The organism is Alphaproteobacteria bacterium (assembly GCA_030680745.1).
GTDB lineage: Bacteria > Pseudomonadota > Alphaproteobacteria > JAUXUR01 > JAUXUR01 > JAUXUR01.
Genome location: JAUXUR010000007.1, coordinates 13,033 through 33,996 on the forward strand (window position 1 = coordinate 13,033; position 20,964 = coordinate 33,996).

Genomic DNA, 20,964 nt, shown 5'->3' on the forward strand with positions numbered 1-20,964 from the left:
CAGGATCAATAATGTTAAGTTAATGATCGACGATCATGCGTTTTATACAATCCATAATTTTAACAGGTGTAAAATCCTCATGAAAAAGATCAAGCATTTCTTGAAGTGATTTAGATGTTATTTTTTCATCCACATTACCCCAAACATCAAAATTTAAGGATTTTTGAGGATTCTGCAAACCGATAATCTCACCCAAAAGACTTTCAACATAAGTAATATCATGCGGGTTGAAGAGTAGAAAAGTATCATCAGATTCTTGCCCATAATTTGGGTTTATTAATTTATTAACAATATTGTGTAGGCTTCGACGTTTAAGAGCACTTAATTCTTTCAAAATTACTTTTTGAAGATTGCTCCACGTAAGTGGTATATCTTTGTCAATTGACACGCGATCAAAAGACGCATCAATTGCCTCATTCAGCCCCATGTTTTTCGAAGCTTCCATTAAATTAAGAAGCCCTATAACCCAACCATTGGCAACAAAACCTGACATTAACGCGCGTAATTTGCTACCAGTTTCATTAGAAAAATCATTCAACAATGTGTTAAAAGATGCGTCTTGAACAAATACGCGCATTTCATTTTGAAGATCTGCAACTTGACCACGCCCCTCGACATCTTTTTGTTTCAATTTTTGAATTAAATCTTCAAATGTAATATCTCCTAATTGGTCACTATATTTACATACAGGTAAGTAAATTTCATAAGATTCACACAACAAATTAATATTTTGATAAAATGTATGAGAATCTTTTAATGCCAGCAAAATATGAATGAATTGCTTTAAAGTTTGGGCTAAGGTCGCACGATCATTCCTGTCAATCAATCTTTCGTGATCCACAATATCACCAAGCAACGCTTTTAAACGTTGCGCTTCCTCGTCTTTAATATTTCGTAGATAACGACCAAAAATATGTTCTTCTCCCATCATATTCGTCATCAATTTAGAAATAACATTAACAATCAAAGATTGCATACATAATTTAATAAAAAACTATTATTTAAATAAAAAATTTATATACTTAACTTTACATCAATAACAATTTTTTTTATTGGCATCAATATGTGATCAATGAAAACAATATATGCATTTTATTTAAATACAAAATTTAATCACTTCATTTTTATTAAGCCATCTATTCAATGGGGTAATCCAATATTTACAAACGTGCATAATATTTTCAAAAACCCACCAAAACAAAAATAATGCTTGCCATTTCCCCCAAAAAAGCTTTATCTTAATCAGTTTTCATAAAAATTATGCCGGAGAAAAGCCTGTGACGTTCTCTCAAAAACCCGTTAAAAAAAATAACACCTTGCAATCCATTGACTTTTTATCGGTTAGAGGCGCACGCGAACATAATCTCAAAAATATTAATGTCGACATTCCCCGAAATTCCCTTGTAGTGATTACAGGGCTTAGTGGTTCTGGCAAATCTTCTTTAGCGTTTGATACCATTTATGCTGAAGGACAACGTCGTTATGTTGAAAGTCTTTCGGCTTATGCACGTCAATTTCTGCAACTGATGCAAAAACCCGATGTAGACCTAATTGAAGGTCTATCGCCTGCTATTTCTATTGAGCAAAAAACAACATCTAAAAATCCACGCTCAACTGTAGGCACCGTCACTGAAATTCATGATTATTTGCGCCTTCTTTTTGCACGAATTGGTATTCCCTATTCGCCCACAACAGGTCTTCCCATTCAAAGTCAAACCGTTTCACAAATGGTTGATAAAATTATGGAATTTCCTGCTGGCACCAAACTCTTTCTTTTATCGCCCATCGTACGTGGACGCAAAGGTGAATACCGTAAAGAATTTTTAGATCTTCAGAAAAAAGGCTTCACACGCGTTAAGGTCGATAAAAAGTTTTATGATATTGATGATGTCCCGGCACTCGATAAAAACACAAAACACACCATTGAAGTTGTTGTTGATCGTATTGTTGTTGACGCAGATTTAGGCAATCGTTTAGCCGATAGCATTGAACTGGCCCTTAGTTTGTCTGAAGGACTCATTTACGCCGAAGACGCGACCACTGAAGAAAGAACAACATTTTCTTCTAAATTCGCCTGCCCTGTCTCCGGCTTTACTTTAGACGAGATTGAACCACGTTTATTCTCCTTCAATAATCCTCATGGCGCCTGCCCTGCTTGCGATGGCTTGGGGACGAAACTTGATATTGACCCTGACCTTGTTGTCCCTAACGATTCCTTAAGCCTGATGGAAGGTGCGATTGCGCCTTGGAGTGGCGGATATGCTAAATATTACATCCAAATGCTAGAAGGTGTTGCCAAACATTATAAAGAATCTTTATCGACACCCTTCAAAGATTTACCCGCAAAAGTTCAAAAAGTCGTTCTTTACGGATCTGGCAAAGAAGAAATCACGTTTTTAATGGAAGACGAATTTCGTACCTATCGCACTAAAAAAACCTTTGAAGGCGTGATTCCTAATTTATTAAGACGTTTCAAAGACACTGAAAGCAATTCCGTTCGTGATGATATTACAAAATATCAATCCGCACGTCCCTGCGATGTTTGTGAGGGCAATCGTTTAAAACCTGAAGCTCTTTGCGTTAAAATTGACAATTTGCACATCACGCAAGTATCCCAAAAATCAATTTCAGAAACCCTCCGTTGGTTTGGTAACCTTTCCAATGTGTTAAGCCCCACACATAACGAAATTGCTTTTCGTATCATTAAAGAAATCAGCGAACGTCTTGGCTTTCTAGTTAATGTGGGCCTTGAATATTTAAGTCTATCCCGAAACTCCGGCACTCTATCAGGCGGTGAATCACAACGGATTCGTTTAGCCTCCCAAATTGGGTCAGGTTTAACAGGCGTGCTTTATGTGTTGGATGAACCCTCCATCGGCCTTCACCAACGCGATAATCGACGTTTACTTGAAACATTGGTTCGTTTGCGTGATTTAGGCAATACTGTCCTTGTTGTTGAGCATGATGAAGATGCAATCCGTATAGCAGATCATCTTATCGATATGGGACCAGGTGCTGGTGTGCATGGCGGCGAGATTGTCTCTCAAGGCAAACCAGATGATGTCATCGCCGATCCTAAAAGCATGACTGGTCTTTATCTTTCAGGGATCAAATCCATTCCAGTGCCCACCAAAAGACGTAAAGCCCAAGGTAATAAATTTCTTACCATCCAAGGTGCTAAAGGCAATAATCTTAAAAATGTCAGCGCCACCATTCCTGTTGGCACCTTAACCTGCATCACAGGCGTATCTGGATCCGGTAAATCGACACTGACCCTTGAAACACTCTACAAAGCCTTAGCGCGTAGCCTAAACGGCACCAAAACGCATCCTGGTCCCTATGATGCAATTGTTGGCATTCAGCATTTCGATAAAATTATCGATATTGATCAATCCCCCATTGGCCGGACACCTCGTTCAAATCCAGCGACTTATACGGGTGCTTTCACACCAATTCGCGATTGGTTTTCAGGATTGCCTGAAGCCAAAGCACGCGGCTATAGTCCTGGACGCTTTTCGTTCAACGTCAAAGGTGGACGATGCGAAGCCTGCCAAGGTGATGGCGTTTTAAAAATTGAGATGCATTTCTTACCTGATGTCTATGTTCAATGTGATGTCTGCAAAGGTAAACGTTATAACCGTGAAACTCTTGAAATTAAATATAAAGGCAAATCAATTGCCGATGTATTGGATATGACCGTCGAAGAAGGCGCTGTTTTCTTTGAGGCACATACATCCATTCGAGAAAAACTTGAAACATTGGACCGCGTTGGCCTTGGCTATATCCGTATTGGTCAGCAAGCAACTACTTTATCGGGTGGTGAGGCGCAACGTATTAAATTATCGAAAGAACTTTCGAAGCGTGCCACAGGTCGAACCATTTACATTCTGGATGAACCAACAACTGGTCTTCACTTTGAAGATATTCGTAAATTGATGGAAGTCTTACATGCCCTTGTTGATCAAGGCAATACAATCATTGTGATCGAGCATAACCTTGAAGTCATCAAAACAGCCGATTGGATTATTGATTTGGGACCTGAAGGTGGTGATAAAGGTGGCGAAATTATTGCACAAGGTATCCCTGAAGATATTATTAAAGTCGAAAGATCGTATACAGGCCAATATTTAGCGCCGTATCTTTTGAACCAGAAACATATTACTGTCGTCGGGTAAAACATGTACAAACGTCTTTACACGACGTTATTACTTATGTTTATCTCGTTTTTTATATGCAGCGCATTAACCGAAAGGATTGATTTCATGAATCCCGCTAAAACATTATCTGGCCCTAGAATGATGACCAAATCAGGCCAAGCGCCAAAACAATTAGTGATCCTTCTTCATGGATTAGGCGCAGATGGTAACGATCTTATTAGTCTTGCCGATGATTGGAAAGACCTGCTCCCTGATGCTGAATTTATATCACCTAACGCGCCCTTCCCTTGCGATATGGCACCTTTCGGCTATCAGTGGTTTAGCTTACAAAGTTTCGCACCAGAATCCATTTATAAAGGCGCAATAGACGCTGCTACAATTCTAAATCCTTACATTGATCAAGAACTTTCAAAACGTAATTTAACGGATGCTGATTTAGCCCTTGTTGGGTTTTCACAAGGCACGATGATGGCCCTTCATGTAGCATTAAGACGCCCCCAATCCTGCGCCGGGGTTTTAGGCTTTTCAGGTGCCTTAACGGGTGCTGATGTCCTAAAAAATGAAATTCAATCCAAACCAGAAATATTGTTATTTCATGGGGACCAGGATATGGTCGTGCCCATTCAAGCCATGTATATGGCCGAAAAAACACTCAAAGACTTAAATTGCCCCGTTAAAACGAATATAAGACAAGGTCTAGGTCATGGCATTGATGCCTATAGCATTCAAACAGGCGGTGTTTTCCTAAAGAACTCTTTTGATAAAACGAGCGACATGAAACGCGCGAGACCTGCTTAAAAACAGAGTAATTGTAGGACAAGAGCTTTTATTTTCAACTTATAAAAACTCTTATCCTACTTAATCATCTTATTAAAGAATATTTTCTTTTTGTGAAATTACGACCTCAATCCTAATCGTATTATAAAATCGATTTGGAATATGGGAAACAGAATATTTTTCAAAAAAATTATAAGATAAATAGTCAAAACCATTATCTATAAATTTTTGCACAATATCGTTCTGTTTTGCACCACGCATAGGGTAAACATAATCAGTTAAACATTCAAAATCTTCGTCTTTTAATTGTGAAAACCTAAAATCTTGATCTCTAATGAACTGAAATCTTTTAGACGTCGCGTCCTCTGGCGATCTAATTATTGCTTTAAACATAGGAATATATTTCATAAGACGAGACGAAAAAGGCTTTATATCATGTAAATATTCCAAACATTCGTTACGCATTTCATAATAAATTTTACATCCATCATTCATTATTCCATGTAATTGATGAAGCCAATTCCAATTAATCTTATTAAAATCTTTATTTTTATAAAGACGATCACCCAAATATTCAATCACAATTTTATCAACTTTAATCGAAAACGGAAGTTCTATTAAATCAAAAACACTACCTTTTAGATGAACAATACAATCCGTATCAATATCTAAATAAAGCGTATTTTCTGGATCTACTTCGATTGGGCTTATAATATTTCTATTTTGATAAGAAAGTGCATCTTTTTTATTTGAAAATTTAATAATATTATTGTTTACATCATTAAACTTATAACTAACTTTATTGTTTAAAGAATCATATCTCAAATCAGGAATTATATATTCGTGCAATTTTTTATTTGGATTTTCAGAATATAATTCACCTTGACTTGAAACATATTCAACCGTACCACCCCCCAAAAAGGAACGAGATCCAAAAAAATGTCCTTCTGATCCCAAAATTCCTGCACCAACCACTAAAGTTGTTATCTTAGAAGGATCAAAGGTATTAACGATTTTTAAATCATTAGAATTTGCATTAAATTCATCTATTTCTTCCTGACTTAACAAAGCAGCCATTGATGTAAAAGAAAAACTTAATAAACCTAGTGTTAATAGAATTTTTTTCATACTAATACTCCATAATTTTTAAAAAAAAACATAGCATAAATTTTTTATTACTTCAATAAAAAAATATACAATACTAACATATTATAACAACACACAAACTCTAAACCAATAAAGCTATAAATAAAACAAATTATTAACACTTTCTTGTAAAAAAATATTAAATCTAAAAATTTACTTTCTGAACAGACTCTTAGTGATTTTGAAAATCTATAGAATCCTCCGTAAGCGTTACATCAATATCCAACTCTAATTTTTTGAGAACACTTATGAGCACCGCATAATGATTAGCGTTAGATTTTGTAATACGACTAAATGCTTTCTTTTTCCACTCTTCATAAGATAGCCCTTTTTTTGGCTTAAGAGTTAGTCCGTGCTGTGATAATTTTTTATGTATTTCAGATCTAAATTTACTTAAGACTCGGAGGCTTAATTTTTTATCTATCTGAATATCAAGAATACAATCAGACGCTTGCTTATCCGAGATAGCAAAAGTACATTTGAGCCCCTCATCCGTTTTTTCTAAATAAACTGTTTCTTCTTTATAAAAACCATCTTCCTCTGGGTCGAAGTTTGACATTAACTTTAGGGAATATTTTTGCTCCACATCCTTATGGTGAAAGTCAAAATTTTCTCTAAAAAGATCTTTAAAAGAATTCATACGATAAGGGAAATAATCTTGAAGATAAGTGTTAATTATAATATTAAAAGGATGGTTTTTTCCAAAACGCTTTGCATAAAAAGCAGCTGAAAGAACTTTTCGGTAGTGATTACAATCCACATCAAATGCATCGCATACTTTTTTCTCTTCTGCAGAAGCATTACCGTATCCCCAGTCTAAAATTGATGATGGATGTGTCGCGACATAACGTGGGTATGTATAATCTAGAACCTCCTCTGGAGCATACCATTCTCCAATGGTTTCAGATGGATAGGATAGATTAGTTGTTATGAATTTACCTATAAGAAATATTGGCCCTGTCGTTCGAGTAACAGCAAGAATAAGATCGTTTATAGGTTCTTTAACAACAGAATCAATATTAATATCTTCTATGTTAATATGCTCACATAATTTTATTCGATCGTGAAGATTTGAAAAATATGTTAAAACTTCCGCATCAATATAAATATTAGACAATATTTGATAACAAAAGTCTTCATAAGATTTTATATTTGAAATGCATAATTTAATAAGGTCGTTATTCGTTCGACTTCTTCCAAAATAAAAAGGTTCTTGAACAACAGAACTAAAAAGCGATTTGATAAGATCTCTATGTAATAAGGCTTCCATTCCATAACAAAATGCATCAATGTCACAATAAGTGTATTGTGTTTGATTAATTTCTGACTCGTGATTTTGACCATACGCCATTCCAATGATACGATAAATATCACTTGCGATTACGGGGCTACCTTGTGTAGCATTCTTAAACAAACATTTTAGCTTTTGTTCCTCTGAAGAAAATTTTGTAAATAAATTATCCTGAACTTTATTTATGTGTAGAATTTCAAAACGATTGCCGTATTTATCTAATAGACCTGTGATGTAGTTTTCATTGGATTTTATGGTTAAATCATCAGCAACCAATTTAACTTTAAGATGGCTGGGAGAAACCTCCAAGAGTTTATCAACATAAGAAAAAAATTTTTTTCCATATTTTGAACCACCCACATCAACTTGAGTATTTGGCTGGTAGTTATTATTGTCGCTTAATGTTCTTCCTGTCGTCCAAAAAAAATGAAGCTCTGCTTGTTTGATTTGATTCAAACAGTCATCTATAAGATTCTTGTCTATATCAAAATTTTTAAAAGCCGTACTTTCTATCGTTTTTGGATTATCTAAAAATTCTTTTTCGTACAGAGAGTTAAGCTCCAATTGTTTGTATTCGGAACTAATTGATTCTTCTAAATCGATCGACGTTATAGGATTACAATTATTGTATTCTATTTCTTCATTAACCATAGAATAAACGTAGGTCGAAAAAAGTGAAGCAATAAGCAAAAAGTAAATTTTTTTTAACATAATAACAACCTTAAAAAATATATTTTATTAAAAACTGATCTCACTATCCATCATTTTTATAACAGACAGTGATAACTATTCAGCAACATATAAACTTAATCTATTTTAATCTTACATAAAAAGCGCCGCCGCCGCCATGAACACCATGCGCTTGTGCACAATCTTCCACTAAATCTTTAATGCGTGCATCTTTAAGCCATTCAGGAAAAAGCTGTTTAATTTTACCAACTTTGTATTCAGGTGTTTTACTATAACGCGACCCATGATTACCTTTACCCGTAATAACAAGAACAACTTTCTTACCCGTATGATGCGCATCTTCAATAAAATCCATCACAAGATTATAAGCACCTTGAACACTTTTACTATGCAAATTTAACTCATCCTGTTCAGGAAAGACATAATCCTTAGAAACAAAAGAAGCTTCTGTGTTTTTAGCGCTTTTTTCTACCTTTTGTTTTTGTTTCTTTTTTTCAGAAACAATTTTAGTTGAAGGAACTTCAATAACGGTTAAATGCTCGGCTGGCTCAACATGAAAAGCTGGATCAAGTTTTAAAGAATAAGCATTTTCTTTTTTTCCATCAGTAGAAACTGGATCAATCTTTAAAATAGAGTCTTTCAACGATGATTGATCTATAAGAGATAAAAATTGTTTAAAAAATTGACCTCTGCCCGTTTCAACCAAAAGTGATTTTTTGCCCTCATTAAGACTTTCTATGAGTAATTTTTCAAATTTTTGAAATCCCTTTAAAACACCATTACTCTTAAGCTGTATTACTGCATCATGAGAATCAATAATATCATTTTTTGAATAAACATTATTACAAACTAAAACACTTAACGAAAGATAAATAAATATTCTTTTAAACATAGCATAAAACTCCTTAATTAATTTTAATAAAATTTATTGTAACAAATAATTTTATTATTGTAAATAAAAATATTAATTTCATAATATACATCATTATAGTAAAATTATTCGAAAACACTACAAACTTCCTACGTCCCGGGGCAAGTCCCGCGAGATCCACACGAATTTAAACACAGCGAAATCCTAGGATTTTGTCGTTGCGATGAATCGAAGACGAAGAAGCAATCTAGAAAACAGCCTTTCAAAAGCTATAAATGTTGATTTTAGGGCTGGATTGCCGCGCAGCTTCGCTGCTCGCAACGACGGGTTTCTATTGTTTTCAAGGTATTATAAAAATATTTCGTGTGGATCTCTCAGGATCAAGTCGCGGGACGTAGGAGGAGAGGTATCTAAAACTTGACCCCTTCCTGGGTAGTTACAATAATTTTAATATTAACAACTTTTGAAAGTAAGGTATTGACGAACACCCATAAAACGCGTTAAAAATGAAGCAATCCAAATGGAGGGATGGCCGAGTGGCTGAAGGCAACGGTTTGCTAAACCGTCATATGACGTAAGTTGTATCATGGGTTCGAATCCCATTCCCTCCGCCATATATTAACAAATCTCATTTATCCCAAAAATATTAAGGTTTCAGATGTACTTTAAAAAAATATTGATTTTAAGCTTGTCTATATTTCTTGCAAATTGCCAAAAAAAAACGGAACTTCCCAATTTCAAGCTTTCAAAAAACGATTTTAATAAACTCTCCTCGTGGCAAGATGACGCTCAGGATTTAGCCCTGATCGCCTTTAAACAAAGCTGTAACATTTGGTCTAAACAAAATACATCCAAGCAAATTGGCCCTAAATTTGCAGGATCCGTCAAAGATTGGCTTCCCATATGTAAGGAAGCGGATAATCTCAACACCCCCTCCTCTTTTGAGGCACGTCAATTTTTTATGCAGCATTTTGATGTATATAAAGTCGAAAGCAAATCAAAAGGACTTTTTACAGGCTATTACGAACCTTTGCTTGAGGGCGCTCCAGAAAAAACATCAACCTATACCTATCCGCTCTACAAACATCCAGACGATCTCATCATGGTTGAAAATTTGGGTATTTTTAACCCTAAATTAAAAGGCATGCGTATTAGCGGTAAAATAAAAGACAAAAAGCTAGTACCCTACGCCTCTCGGAAAGAGCTTGATCAAAAAGAATTACCACTCGAAAATGTTTTATGTTGGGTGAAGGATGAAGTAGATGCTTTTTTTCTGCATATTCAAGGATCTGGACGTATTCAATTTGAAGATGGAAAAGTCATTAAACTTGGTTATGCCGCACAAAATGGGCATTCCTATCAGGCCATTGCGAAATTTTTAGTGCAAGATGGTCACATCACTAAAGAAGAAGCGAGTCTACAAAGCATCAAAGCTTATTTATCTAAAAATCCTGATAAAATCAAACACTATTTATGGAAAAATCCTTCTTATGTTTTTTTCAGACAATTAGAAAGTGAAAATGCAATTGGTGCTATGGGTTGCCCCTTAACACCAGAACGATCGTTAGCTATTGATCGTGCATTCTTACCGCTTGGAATTCCCATTTGGCTTGAAACAACGCCTTCAGCACGCTTTGAAAAACCAATTCAACGCCTTGTTATTGCACAAGATACAGGCGGCGCCATTAAAGGTCCTATAAGAGGCGACCTTTTTTGGGGTGCAAGTAAAATGGCTGAAGAAAAAGCAGGCATTATGAAAGAAGAAGGTAATTATTATGTACTATTGCCGAAACATCTTAATGTAATTAAATAATTTAAATCTGCACAGGTTCCCCACCTAATTCTTGAATCAAGTCTACTATATTCTGCGTTGCAGCATTCAATGGCTTTGGATCTTTTGAACGAATAACAACATTAACACGCCAACCAGCATCTATTTGATATGGATAACTACCAACTTCGACACCTATAAATTTGTTCTGAATATTTGAAAGCCCCTCTGCCAAATCACTTTCTTTCACGTTGCAATTAATTGTCTTACTTAAAGTCGGTAAATTTTTTGCAAGCGTTTCCTCAATGGCACTAAACATTCCTTGCATAATTGATGGAACACCTGCAAAAACGTACACATTATCAATTTTAAATCCTGGTATTTGGTTTATAGGGTTACCAATTAAAGTTGCACCCTCTGGTAAATCCGCCATTCTATAGCTAGCTTCAGCCGCACTAGGATTGCGTTTTTGAATGATCTCAACAATTTTAGAAGATCTAACCAAAGATAAATTAAACGCTTTTGCAATAGCAATAGAGGTAATATCATCATGTGTTGGCCCAATGCCGCCCGTTGTAAAAATATAATTATATTTTGAACGTAGCGCATTTACTGTTTCGATAATCATGTTTTCATCATCTGGGATAATGCGTATTTCCTTAAGATCAATACCACGTTGATCAAGTTTCTGCGCTATAAACCGAACATTAAGATCTTGCGTACGCCCTGAAATAATTTCGCTGCCGATAACGATAATTGCTGATGTATGCATAAACAACCTACTCTTTATATAATTCTTATTTTAAAACGATAGAAGATATAAATTTAATTCATTGAGGCAAAAAAATTAGCTCAATTTTGCTTCTTTGGGCATAGTTTGTACCAAATGATGATGTTTACGCGGGTAAAGCTTATAAAGTGCTTTTGCGACATGAGGTGAAACAAATTGATCAATTTCCCCACCCAATCTACAAATTTCTTTAACAAATCTGGATGAAATAAAATGATTACGATCAGATGCCGTTAAAAAGATCGTTTGTATTTCAGGCGCTAATCGTCCATTCATACTCGCCATTTGAAACTCAAATTCAAAATCACTGACAGCCCTTAACCCACGAATCACAAGGCTACCACCAATCGAACGCACAAAATCAATCAGCAAGCAATCAAATGAGCAAATACGCACACGATTTAAAATAGATTGATCACCCAATTCATCTGCTATCATTTGGACTTCTTCTTGGATTAATTTTTCACGTTGATCATTGGTAAAAATAGGATCTTTTTCAGAATTGAGCGCAACACCAATAATAATGTTATCAACAACACGTAAAGCACGTTTAATAATATCACGATGACCATTTGTAATTGGATCAAATGTACCTGGGTAAACCCCAATTCGTTCTGTCATAATGCTTCCAACCCTTTGTTAAAGATCATTTAAAACTATCGCGTTACATGCTGCATAGATTAGTAAAATGAGTTAAAACCTGCACACCCTACGCTTGTTTTTTTCGCCCGCAGAATCCATAAATTTTTTAAGAATCCCAACTTTTCCATCGTTGCGCGTTTCCTCCACCTAAAAGGATCGGCTTAAAAAAAATAACAACTACCATCCGTCATAAATGGGCACGGATATAAGTGTCAAGAAAAAAGTTACATAAAAGTAGTTATTAGAAAGAAGCTGTCATGTATCCAGCATCTAGGCGTCTTAATGGTTTAAGCATTCTGTTTATCCTGGAGTCAGGCTATCACATATGATGAGACTTTTGTAGCATTTTCAACTTATTTCACTATATACCCAAATGATTTGGAAATGCCGATTTTTAGGCATGAGATTTGAGGTGATTTTTGATGCCGAAAATTTCGACAGATAATTGTTTTACCTTAGAGATTTTTGGTTCAAAAAGCGACCAAAGGTCATCGACTAAAAACGGTAGTTTCAGATTATTTGGGTATATAATCTTAGACCTAGAAAAAATCTTTCTTGGCTTTCTCCGCATGAAGATTTCCTTAAAAATTTAAACCGTGCTGCACTTTAAACTTGAATGCGGTATTACCATCTCAAAAGAAAATGGTTGCTTAATTTAATTCAAATCACCTAGATCCATACTAAAATATTTTTCATATGATGCAATTTTATATTCAGAAAAATAATTTAAATCTTCATCAAATCCAAGACGCATCAAAATCAAATTAATAATAAATTTATCATCTTGCATACCCAATGTAACGATTTTATCGACACATACATTTTTCGCAACATCTCTAACATAACTAAATGTTTTTTTTATACAATTAAGATATTTTTTATACTTATTATACAATCCAAATACTCTTAAATGCCATATCACTTTATTATCGCACGTTACAACCCCTTCAATAAATAAAGATCCAATAATCTTTAATGTTTGAATGTCTTTTAAAACAATCAAAAAACCTACTTGCGTTTCCATTTTATTTTTTAAAATAGCAAATTGCTCATTTTTCACTTGAGATTGTAATTCATTTAAATTCTTACCCGAAACTTCTTTTTCAATATCAACAAGTTCTTTTTTATAAAATTCAAGCGTATAATCAATAGCTTCATGATTATTGGAAAGTTCCATTATCCAACTAAGTGAATCCTCACTTATTTGACACATTTTCTCTAAAAAAGGCTTTATATTCGCTTGAACATTAAAGTTGGACAATAAAATAAAAAAACTCACTAGAATAAAACGCATTTTTTCCTCCCAATTTATTTTATGCATTCATTCTAGCTGAAAACTATCATTTCAACAATGTAAGCTAAATTCATGAAAATATATTAATCACCTCACATACAATAATCGCAATTCCAGCAGTTGCTGCTAAAAACCTCAATCCCATAAAACGTAAAATGGGATAATGATAATCTTTATGCTTCATTTTAGATTTTCGAAGCAAATACAACGGAAGCAAAATTGCCATAATAACCAATATCAGCCCTGCAAAACTTAGCGCTTTGATAAAAGCTTCTGGTATTAAAAACACAAGAATCAAAGGTGGTGCAAACGTAGCACAAATAGATCCCAATGTTTGGGCATGAGGATGTTTAATTTTGCTGGAAAGATGCATCAACCAAGAATCTTTTAAGCCTAACCCAACACCTATAACGGACGTTAAAATAGCTAAAAGTGAAGTGATTGTTGAAAAAATATGAATTGTTTCAGTCCCAGCTGATTGAGAAAGCGCCAAAATCATATCACCTAATTGTGCTTTACCCTGAAGCATCTGTTGGAAATAATCAGCATTTTTTGCGAATAGTACACCTAATACGCAAAAAACCAACAAAATATAGACGATAGTTGGAATAAAACTACCCCAGAAAAAAACACGCTTTAACACGATCTTGTCATTGTTGCAATAAGCCGTTAAGGAATGAAAAACGACATGAAAGCCGAAAGAAGTAAAAACAATGGGTAAAGCAACACGCCAAGATAACAAACTAAGATTAGAGGACGTTGTCGGCAAATTATTGAAATCAATAATGCCTAAAAGTGCAATAAGCAAAATAATAAAGCTAACGATCAACCCAAAAAACATAATTCTGTTTGTATAATCAACCCATTTTGTTGCAAAAATAAAAAGAAGAACAAGAAAAGTTGTAAAGGCAATAATAATTGGCGTTAAAGTTACTTCTATATTGAAAAAGCTAAGCAATATTTTTTGAATGACAGAAGCGCCTCCATCAATATAAGCTGCAAGAAGCGCATATGTTAAGATTTTGAGCGATAAAAATCCTATAGTTTCAGCCACAGGACCTGAAAATTTGCGTCCTAATTGTGAAATTGTAAGACCTTTTCCTGCATCAAGATTCAGCTCTAGATTTACGAGTGATAGATAATACATCAACCCCCAGGTCGCGAGCATCAGAAGAATTGTGTAGATAATACCAAAATTAGCCAATACTAACGGTAATGCAAGCATACCAGCACCAATGGCAGTACCGGCGACGATGAAAATTGAGCCTAGTTGACGTTGCATTTAAAAATTCCTTAATTTTAAAACTCTGTTAAATCGATAATGAGAATTGTAACTTCCCAGTTTGTTTTGAATTAACCACCCAGATTATGTGGCAAAGTCTAGAAAGGACAAGACCCGGAACGGAATGTACTTCGTCGTACATGAGTACCGCCAGTTTCTTTTTCTGAGTAGTCCTGACGACGAATTTGACCATAGGGTGGGTGGTTTATTGCAAAAGATTTAATATTTCGCATATAATAACAATAACACCAACACTCAACGCAATGAATTGCAATGATTTATATTGTAGAATCGGGTAATGATAATGTTCATTTTTTGCTTTTGCTTTGCGTAATAAATACAATGGCAAAAGAACTGCAAGAATAGCCGATATCATGCCTCCAAAACTAAGCGCTTTAATAAAAGCATTTTGGACGAATAAAACAACCAATAAAGACGGCACAAAAGTAATAAGCACCGAGGTAAAAGAATGTGTTGCAGGATGTTTTATTTTTTTTATAAGAATAATTTTCCAAGAATCCTTCAAACCCAATCCAACACCAATAATAGATGTGAAAATTGCAAGTAATGATGTAATGGTTGAAAATAAATGAATCGAAGTTGCATTTGAAATATGACTCAATGAAAGAATAACGTCGCCGATAGCGGCCTTCCCCATGAGAATTTGTTGGAAAACAATAGGATCTTCAACATATAAAACACCTAAAACGCAAATGGTCCACAATATATAAACAAAAGTAGGAATAAGACTTCCCCACAAAAAGACGCGTTTTAATTGGACTTTATCATTTTTACAATAAGTTGTTAATGAATGGATGACCATTTGATACCCAAAAGAGGTAAATACAACTGGTAATGCAATGCGCCATGCATCAAAATTGAGCTCAATTGGTGAAATAGGGAGTTTAACTAAATCAATTTTTGTTAAAAGCCCTATAATGAGCAAACAAAAAGATACGATCAAAGCTAAAAATAAAAGTCTATTTACGTAATCAATCCATCTTGTTGTAAATAAAAACAATAAGATAAGGACTGACGCAAAGAAAATAATAATTAATTGAATATCATATTGAGTGTCAGTAAACGTCAACAACAATTTTTGAATGATGGATGCACCACCATCAATGTAAGCAGCTAATAATGAAAATGTCAGAACTTTTAAGCAAATAAGCGCAATGGATTGTGCCACAGGACCTGAAAATCTTTTGCCCAATTGGATTAAGGTCAGTCCATGCCCCTCTTGCAAGTTTAATTCAACAACGACAAGAGATACATAATACATAATAGACCATATACCAAACATGATTAAGATCGTGAGGGGTAACCCGAATTGACCAAGAACAAGTGGTAAAGCGAGCATACCAGCACCAATTGCTGTGCCTGCTACAATAAAAATAGAGCCAATTTGACGTTGCATGATAAAATTCCAATATTTTTAAGCTAATGATAAAGAAAGTGATACGTAATTTATTGCTAGATCAATATCGGAATCGATAAATTTTATGAATGGGTATAAAGAGGGAGAGAAAAGAATGAGAAAAATATACAGATTTTAAATTTAAATCATTATTATGTATTCGGTTGGATTTCATTTTCATGTCCAATAGATATGTTGATACGCGTGTTGTCTATGCCTTCAAAAATTTTAAATCGTTTAAAATCATAATAATAGGAAAACATTTTTTTCTCCAGTTGTGAACAGTGACTAAATTTAAATTTTCAACCAATTCATCCACTAAGTCAACGATAAAAATCTTTTTCTAATCACTGTTTTGCAAAGAAAACATACACTGCAAATAGATTAAACTGCATCTAATCCACGTTCTTTTGTTCTTATTCTTAATACATCCTCGACAGATAATACAAATATTTTGCCGTCTCCAATTTTGCCTGTGAAGGCAGCTTGTTGAATAACATTTATAATTTGTTCAACTTGATCTTCCCGAACGACCAATTCAATTTTTATTTTAGGCAAAAAATCAATGACATATTCAGCACCTTTATAAAGCTCCGTTTGGCCTTTTTGACGACCAAAACCTTTGACTTCGGTAATCGTCATCCCTTGAATATCTACTTCATGTAACGCGTCTTTTACATCATCTAATTTAAAAGGTTTAATGATTGCTTCAATTTTTTTCATAGGAACTCCTGGACATTCGATTATTAATTAGGTTAAACTAACATTAAGGTTTCATAAATATAAGTACTAAAGAAATAAAAATGATCATCAGAATTATAACAACACTTTTTATTCTTTCTCTTACACCAAATGTTTTTGCATCTCAATTTGCCTCCATTGCCATTGATGCTGAGTCAGGTAAAATTAAACATGCAATGAATTCAGATAAGGCCCATTCTCCAGCATCGCTTACAAAAATGATGACTATATATCTTCTTTTTGAAGCACTTGAAAAAGGAAAATATAGTCTATCATCCTTATTATCTGTTTCAAAACATGCTTCTATTCAACCACCTACAAAAATTCATGTTAAGCCCGGTGACAAGATTACTGTTCAGCATGCAATTGAAGCATTAGCCACAAAATCAGCCAATGATGTGGCTGTTGTTATTGCAGAAGCCTTGGCAGAAAATGAAGGCGCTTTTGCGCAAAAAATGACTCAAAAAGCAAAATCCCTCGGCATGACAAATACAAAATTTTACAATGCATCAGGATTACCACATCCATATCAAAAAACAACTGCACGGGATATAGCAACACTTGGCCTCGCTTTAATGCATCATTTCCCAAAATATTATACTTTTTTTGCTACAAAGTTTTTTAATTATAAAGGGCGCTCCTACCCTAATCACAATAAGCTTCTTTTTTCCTATAAAGGATGTACGGGCCTTAAAACTGGCTATACGCGCGCTTCAGGCTTTAATCTTGCGGCTTCAGCTTTTCGTGACAACAAAAATGTCATTGCAGTTGTATTAGGCGAAAAATCCCCGGGCGCACGTAATCTGAAAATGACTAGAATTTTAAACGCCTGCTTTAATGAAAACAATAACAATCAATCAGCGCCTGCTAAGTTTATGTTAGCGTCTCAAAAATTAGATGAACCTATAAACCAAGACAAATCATCTTCTTGTGTTCAAATGAATCTAAATAAAAAACCACAAACCCTTTTAAAACCACAGAATTTAATGAAAGATATAAAAAAACTTACGCCATTAACAATGCAGAAAACGCCACTATCTAATAATATTACACTTCAAGTCGGCGCATATAAGACACCTCAAGCTGCAAGACGCGCAGGCGAAAAGGCAATAAAAGCTAATAAAGGCATCTTATTTGCTAAAAATGTATTCATTTCGCCCTATACAGTGAATGGTAAAAAATTATATCGCGCTCAAATTAAAAATGTTCCCCAAAGTAAGTCAGGCAAAATTTGCAAAGGTATTAAAAACCAAAAGCTTCCTTGCATAGAAGTCGCAATATAATTTTCTGAATCAAAAAAAAATTCAATTCAACTTAAAGAAGGTTGAAAAATTATAATTATAATGATTCAATAAAATAATATGTTATTGAACCTTATACGATAAGTTTCCACATAAGAAATATGATTCTTATTCACCCAGCTATAAAATATAGGGACCGATCAAAATGATTAAAATTTTTACAACTTTTAACCTTATACCTTTTATAGTCTCTACTTGCTTTGCTATAAATTGCGTGACCCCTGAAAAAGAAAAACTAAAACTATGTTCGACCGCCGATTGGCCACCTTACGAATTTACCGATCCAGCAACAAAAAAAGTTGTAGGTAGTTCTGTCAATATTATCAAAAAAATAGCTGACAAATTAAATCTTGATTTAGAAACCTCATCACTTCCTTGGGAAAGATGCCTTCAAATGAATCAACAAGGTGAAATCGATGGCATTTTTTCTGTTTCAAAAACACCTGATCGTGAACAATATTTAATTTATCCTCAAAACAACATCCAAAATGTTAGCTATGTTTTTGCAACGATCAGAGGCTCAAACATTGCTTGGGATGAGTCAAAAAATGTCAGTGCCATTCCACAACCAATAGGTGCACCTCAAGGGTATTCTGTAACAAAAACTTTAAAGGAAATGAAAAATATTAAAGTTGATGATTCAGCTCAAAGTGATGAGATCAATCTTAATAAATTACTTCTTGGTCGTGTAGGAAGCATTATTCTAGGACCACAAGCACTTGACCTACTTCTAAAAGAAAAGAAAGTTTCTGATAAAATTCAGCAACTTAATCCCCCTTTCGTTGATTCAAAAAAATATTATATTGCAATAAGTAAAAAATATAAAAATGATGAAAATAAAGCAAATGAACTGGTGCAAAGGATTGACGCAGCCATAAAAGATGAACCGTGTCCATAAACTATCAACCAACATGCTAACCTTTATTGGATATGGTTTTCCACTTGCAATGGGTTTTATTCTAGGGCTCATTGGCGCTGGTGGGTCTATCCTTACCATCCCAATCCTTGTCTATTTTTTTGATATAAAACCAATTATAGCAACAAGCTACTCACTGATAATCGTTGGTATTGCAGCCTTAGTTGGCGCCATTCGTTATTGGCAACATAAACAAGTAAACATTCACGCAGCCATTATATTTGCTATTCCTGCAATGTTAACGATCTTCATTACACGCACTTACTTAGTGCATTATCTTCCAGATCCATTTTTGACAATTCACAACCTAACAATCTCTAACGATTTATTTATTATGCTTCTTTTTGCAAGTTTGATGATTCTTGCTTCCATTTTTATGCTCAAACCACATAAAATAGTATTAATTTCTGCTACAAAAACAACGCATTATAAAAAAATAATTAGATTCATTAATTTAATTATTTGTAGTTCAGGCATAGGATTTTTAAGTGGTCTTATCGGTACTGGTGGAGGTTTCCTGATTATTCCTACACTTATTGGTATATTTAAACTAAACGTCAAAGAAGCAATTGGCACATCACTTACTATTATTGCGTTTAATTCACTTATTGGGTTCAGTGGAGACCTAATCGTAGGAATTGACCTAAATTGGACATTGATCGCAGTCTTTTTATCATTTACGCTTTTAGGTATCTGGATTGGCACTTCAATGGGCAAAGGCATAAAAGCTGAAAATCTCAAAAAATCATTCGGATATTTTACGTTAGTAATCGCAATTTATGTTATCACAAAAGAATTGTACACATTATTATAGTCAATAGACTTGAGAAGTTGACAAGGAACAACGAGCGAAGTGTATCCTTATATACATTAAGGCGTGACTATGTATCCTTCCAATGTCTATCGACTATAGTTGTTATGAGCTGGAGGATTTAATGAATATTCAAGCCTTTTTTGATAAAAACACATCAACTATTACCTATGTTGTTAGTGATGAAACAACGCATAAATGCGCTATTATTGATCCCGTCTTAGATTACGATCCTCTGCTTGGTAAAATCACAACAAATTCTGCAGACATATTAATAGAGTATATAAAATCCAATGCATTATACGTTGAATGGATTCTTGAAACACATATCCATGCTGATCATCTAACAGCTGCACATTACTTAAAAGTAAAACTTGGTGGTAAAATTGCGATTGGCGCAAACATTACAGAAATTCTTAAATTTTGGATCCCTATTTTTAATACATCCCAAGATACACCTTTAGATGGTTCACAATTCGATTATTTATTTAAGGATAATGAGCATTTTTCAATTGGGTCTTTAGACGTAAAAATTATGTATACGCCCGGTCATACCCCCGCTTGTATAAGTTATCTTATTAATGATGCTATCTTCGTGGGCGACACGATTTTCATGCCACATATGGGCACAGGTCGCACTGATTTTCCTGGAGGCAGTGCTGAAATACTTTATGATTCAATTCAGAAAATACTACAATTACCGCCAGAAACCAGAATTTTTACGTGCCACGATTGTCCTGCTGAAGGTACTTCGGCATTGTATGAAAGCACTGTAAAAGAAGAGAAAAAATCAAATATATTGATTAACGACGCCATCACTAAAGAAGAATATATTGAAAAACGTCGCAAACGCGACCAAAGCATCACTGTACCACGTTTATTATTACCAGCGATTCAAGTCAATATGCGCGCCGGATATCTAGGTAAAGCTGAAAGTAATGAAATGCAATATATAAAAATTCCGATTAATAAGATTGGGGTTTGATAAATATTAATCAACGAGACAAAAATTTAATTTTAAACAAACCTACAAATAACAGAAAATCTGATATACCCCTAAAAAATAA

At 34.4% G+C, this 20,964-nt stretch carries 17 protein-coding genes and 1 tRNA gene; 8 read left to right on the plus strand and 10 right to left on the minus strand.

Annotated elements, in window-relative coordinates; genetic code table 11:
- Nucleotides 1-19: 19 nt before the first annotated feature.
- Complete coding sequence (locus tag Q8L85_00465) at nucleotides 20-976, minus strand: hypothetical protein (GenBank protein ID MDP1723161.1); 957 nt, start codon at nucleotides 974-976, stop codon at nucleotides 20-22.
- 301 nt (nucleotides 977-1,277) lie between these two features.
- On the opposite strand from Q8L85_00465, the gene uvrA reads away from it, so the two are divergent.
- Nucleotides 1,278-4,175, plus strand: coding sequence for an excinuclease ABC subunit UvrA (uvrA, locus tag Q8L85_00470; protein MDP1723162.1), 2,898 nt, complete (start codon nucleotides 1,278-1,280; stop codon nucleotides 4,173-4,175).
- Between the two features lie 87 nt (nucleotides 4,176-4,262).
- Complete coding sequence (locus Q8L85_00475; GenBank protein ID MDP1723163.1) at nucleotides 4,263-4,955, plus strand: dienelactone hydrolase family protein; 693 nt, start codon at nucleotides 4,263-4,265, stop codon at nucleotides 4,953-4,955.
- A 72-nt stretch (nucleotides 4,956-5,027) separates the two neighbouring features.
- Here the strand turns inward: Q8L85_00475 and Q8L85_00480 are convergent, their stop codons facing one another.
- From Q8L85_00480 to Q8L85_00490, 3 genes are all read right to left on the minus strand, one after another.
- Entirely contained in the window at nucleotides 5,028-6,062 is a 1,035-nt protein-coding gene (locus Q8L85_00480) for a hypothetical protein (GenBank protein MDP1723164.1), read from the minus strand.
- A 190-nt stretch (nucleotides 6,063-6,252) separates the two neighbouring features.
- Entirely contained in the window at nucleotides 6,253-8,082 is a 1,830-nt protein-coding gene (locus tag Q8L85_00485) for a hypothetical protein (GenBank protein ID MDP1723165.1), read from the minus strand.
- Nucleotides 8,083-8,182: 100 nt separating this feature from the next.
- Nucleotides 8,183-8,953, minus strand: a complete 771-nt coding sequence (locus tag Q8L85_00490) for a Smr/MutS family protein (GenBank protein ID MDP1723166.1) — start codon at nucleotides 8,951-8,953, stop codon at nucleotides 8,183-8,185.
- Nucleotides 8,954-9,454: 501 nt separating this feature from the next.
- Here Q8L85_00490 and Q8L85_00495 point away from each other — a divergent pair.
- Together Q8L85_00495 and Q8L85_00500 are read left to right on the plus strand one after the other, a co-directional pair.
- Nucleotides 9,455-9,546: transfer RNA gene (locus Q8L85_00495), tRNA-Ser, on the plus strand.
- A 44-nt stretch (nucleotides 9,547-9,590) separates the two neighbouring features.
- On the plus strand, nucleotides 9,591-10,745 hold the full coding sequence (locus Q8L85_00500) for a murein transglycosylase A (protein ID MDP1723167.1): 1,155 nt from the start codon (nucleotides 9,591-9,593) through the stop codon (nucleotides 10,743-10,745).
- Nucleotide 10,746: 1 nt separating this feature from the next.
- On the opposite strand, the gene Q8L85_00505 is transcribed toward Q8L85_00500, so the two are convergent.
- From Q8L85_00505 to Q8L85_00530, 6 genes are all read right to left on the minus strand, one after another.
- Nucleotides 10,747-11,475 (minus strand): molybdopterin-binding protein, encoded by a 729-nt coding sequence (locus tag Q8L85_00505; GenBank protein MDP1723168.1) that lies wholly within the window; start codon nucleotides 11,473-11,475, stop codon nucleotides 10,747-10,749.
- A 75-nt stretch (nucleotides 11,476-11,550) separates the two neighbouring features.
- Nucleotides 11,551-12,114, minus strand: a complete 564-nt coding sequence (gene coaD, locus Q8L85_00510) for a pantetheine-phosphate adenylyltransferase (protein ID MDP1723169.1) — start codon at nucleotides 12,112-12,114, stop codon at nucleotides 11,551-11,553.
- Between the two features lie 676 nt (nucleotides 12,115-12,790).
- Nucleotides 12,791-13,456, minus strand: a complete 666-nt coding sequence (locus Q8L85_00515; GenBank protein ID MDP1723170.1) for a hypothetical protein — start codon at nucleotides 13,454-13,456, stop codon at nucleotides 12,791-12,793.
- Nucleotides 13,457-13,499: 43 nt separating this feature from the next.
- The gene (locus tag Q8L85_00520) at nucleotides 13,500-14,711 is read right to left on the minus strand and encodes an aromatic amino acid transport family protein (protein MDP1723171.1); all 1,212 of its coding nucleotides are present in this window, start codon (nucleotides 14,709-14,711) and stop codon (nucleotides 13,500-13,502) included.
- 205 nt (nucleotides 14,712-14,916) lie between these two features.
- Nucleotides 14,917-16,128, minus strand: a complete 1,212-nt coding sequence (locus Q8L85_00525; GenBank protein ID MDP1723172.1) for an aromatic amino acid transport family protein — start codon at nucleotides 16,126-16,128, stop codon at nucleotides 14,917-14,919.
- 384 nt (nucleotides 16,129-16,512) lie between these two features.
- A complete protein-coding gene (locus Q8L85_00530) occupies nucleotides 16,513-16,851 on the minus strand; it encodes a P-II family nitrogen regulator (GenBank protein ID MDP1723173.1) in 339 nt (112 codons plus the stop codon).
- A gap of 80 nt (nucleotides 16,852-16,931) precedes the next feature.
- Here Q8L85_00530 and Q8L85_00535 point away from each other — a divergent pair, with 80 nt between their 5' ends.
- The 4 genes from Q8L85_00535 to Q8L85_00550 all read left to right on the plus strand — a co-directional run bounded on the left by Q8L85_00535 (nucleotide 16,932) and on the right by Q8L85_00550 (nucleotide 20,882).
- On the plus strand, nucleotides 16,932-18,152 hold the full coding sequence (locus Q8L85_00535) for a D-alanyl-D-alanine carboxypeptidase family protein (GenBank protein ID MDP1723174.1): 1,221 nt from the start codon (nucleotides 16,932-16,934) through the stop codon (nucleotides 18,150-18,152).
- 163 nt (nucleotides 18,153-18,315) lie between these two features.
- Nucleotides 18,316-19,068 carry a transporter substrate-binding domain-containing protein gene (locus Q8L85_00540; GenBank protein ID MDP1723175.1) on the plus strand — a complete coding sequence of 251 codons (753 nt, stop codon included), beginning with the start codon at nucleotides 18,316-18,318 and terminating at the stop codon, nucleotides 19,066-19,068.
- Nucleotides 19,052-19,900, plus strand: a complete 849-nt coding sequence (locus Q8L85_00545; GenBank protein ID MDP1723176.1) for a sulfite exporter TauE/SafE family protein — start codon at nucleotides 19,052-19,054, stop codon at nucleotides 19,898-19,900. Before Q8L85_00540 ends, Q8L85_00545 begins: the two co-directional genes overlap by 17 nt.
- Nucleotides 19,901-20,021: 121 nt before the next feature.
- Nucleotides 20,022-20,882: an MBL fold metallo-hydrolase gene (locus Q8L85_00550; GenBank protein ID MDP1723177.1), complete on the plus strand. Its 861-nt coding sequence runs from the start codon at nucleotides 20,022-20,024 to the stop codon at nucleotides 20,880-20,882.
- Nucleotides 20,883-20,964 lie beyond the last annotated feature (82 nt).

Coding starts and splice junctions, on each gene's coding strand:
- Q8L85_00500 (MDP1723167.1), top strand. CDS start 9,591: ATGTACTTTAAAAAAATATTGATTTTAAGCTTGTCTATATTTCTTGCA.
- Q8L85_00490 (MDP1723166.1), bottom strand. CDS start 8,953: ATGTTTAAAAGAATATTTATTTATCTTTCGTTAAGTGTTTTAGTTTGT.
- Q8L85_00520 (MDP1723171.1), bottom strand. CDS start 14,711: ATGCAACGTCAACTAGGCTCAATTTTCATCGTCGCCGGTACTGCCATT.
- Q8L85_00550 (MDP1723177.1), top strand. CDS start 20,022: ATGAATATTCAAGCCTTTTTTGATAAAAACACATCAACTATTACCTAT.
- Q8L85_00485 (MDP1723165.1), bottom strand. CDS start 8,082: ATGTTAAAAAAAATTTACTTTTTGCTTATTGCTTCACTTTTTTCGACC.
- Q8L85_00525 (MDP1723172.1), bottom strand. CDS start 16,128: ATGCAACGTCAAATTGGCTCTATTTTTATTGTAGCAGGCACAGCAATT.
- Q8L85_00475 (MDP1723163.1), top strand. CDS start 4,263: ATGAATCCCGCTAAAACATTATCTGGCCCTAGAATGATGACCAAATCA.
- Q8L85_00540 (MDP1723175.1), top strand. CDS start 18,316: ATGATTAAAATTTTTACAACTTTTAACCTTATACCTTTTATAGTCTCT.
- coaD (MDP1723169.1), bottom strand. CDS start 12,114: ATGACAGAACGAATTGGGGTTTACCCAGGTACATTTGATCCAATTACA.
- Q8L85_00505 (MDP1723168.1), bottom strand. CDS start 11,475: ATGCATACATCAGCAATTATCGTTATCGGCAGCGAAATTATTTCAGGG.
- Q8L85_00545 (MDP1723176.1), top strand. CDS start 19,052: ATGAACCGTGTCCATAAACTATCAACCAACATGCTAACCTTTATTGGA.
- Q8L85_00535 (MDP1723174.1), top strand. CDS start 16,932: ATGATCATCAGAATTATAACAACACTTTTTATTCTTTCTCTTACACCA.
- Q8L85_00515 (MDP1723170.1), bottom strand. CDS start 13,456: ATGCATAAAATAAATTGGGAGGAAAAAATGCGTTTTATTCTAGTGAGT.
- Q8L85_00530 (MDP1723173.1), bottom strand. CDS start 16,851: ATGAAAAAAATTGAAGCAATCATTAAACCTTTTAAATTAGATGATGTA.
- Q8L85_00465 (MDP1723161.1), bottom strand. CDS start 976: ATGCAATCTTTGATTGTTAATGTTATTTCTAAATTGATGACGAATATG.
- Q8L85_00480 (MDP1723164.1), bottom strand. CDS start 6,062: ATGAAAAAAATTCTATTAACACTAGGTTTATTAAGTTTTTCTTTTACA.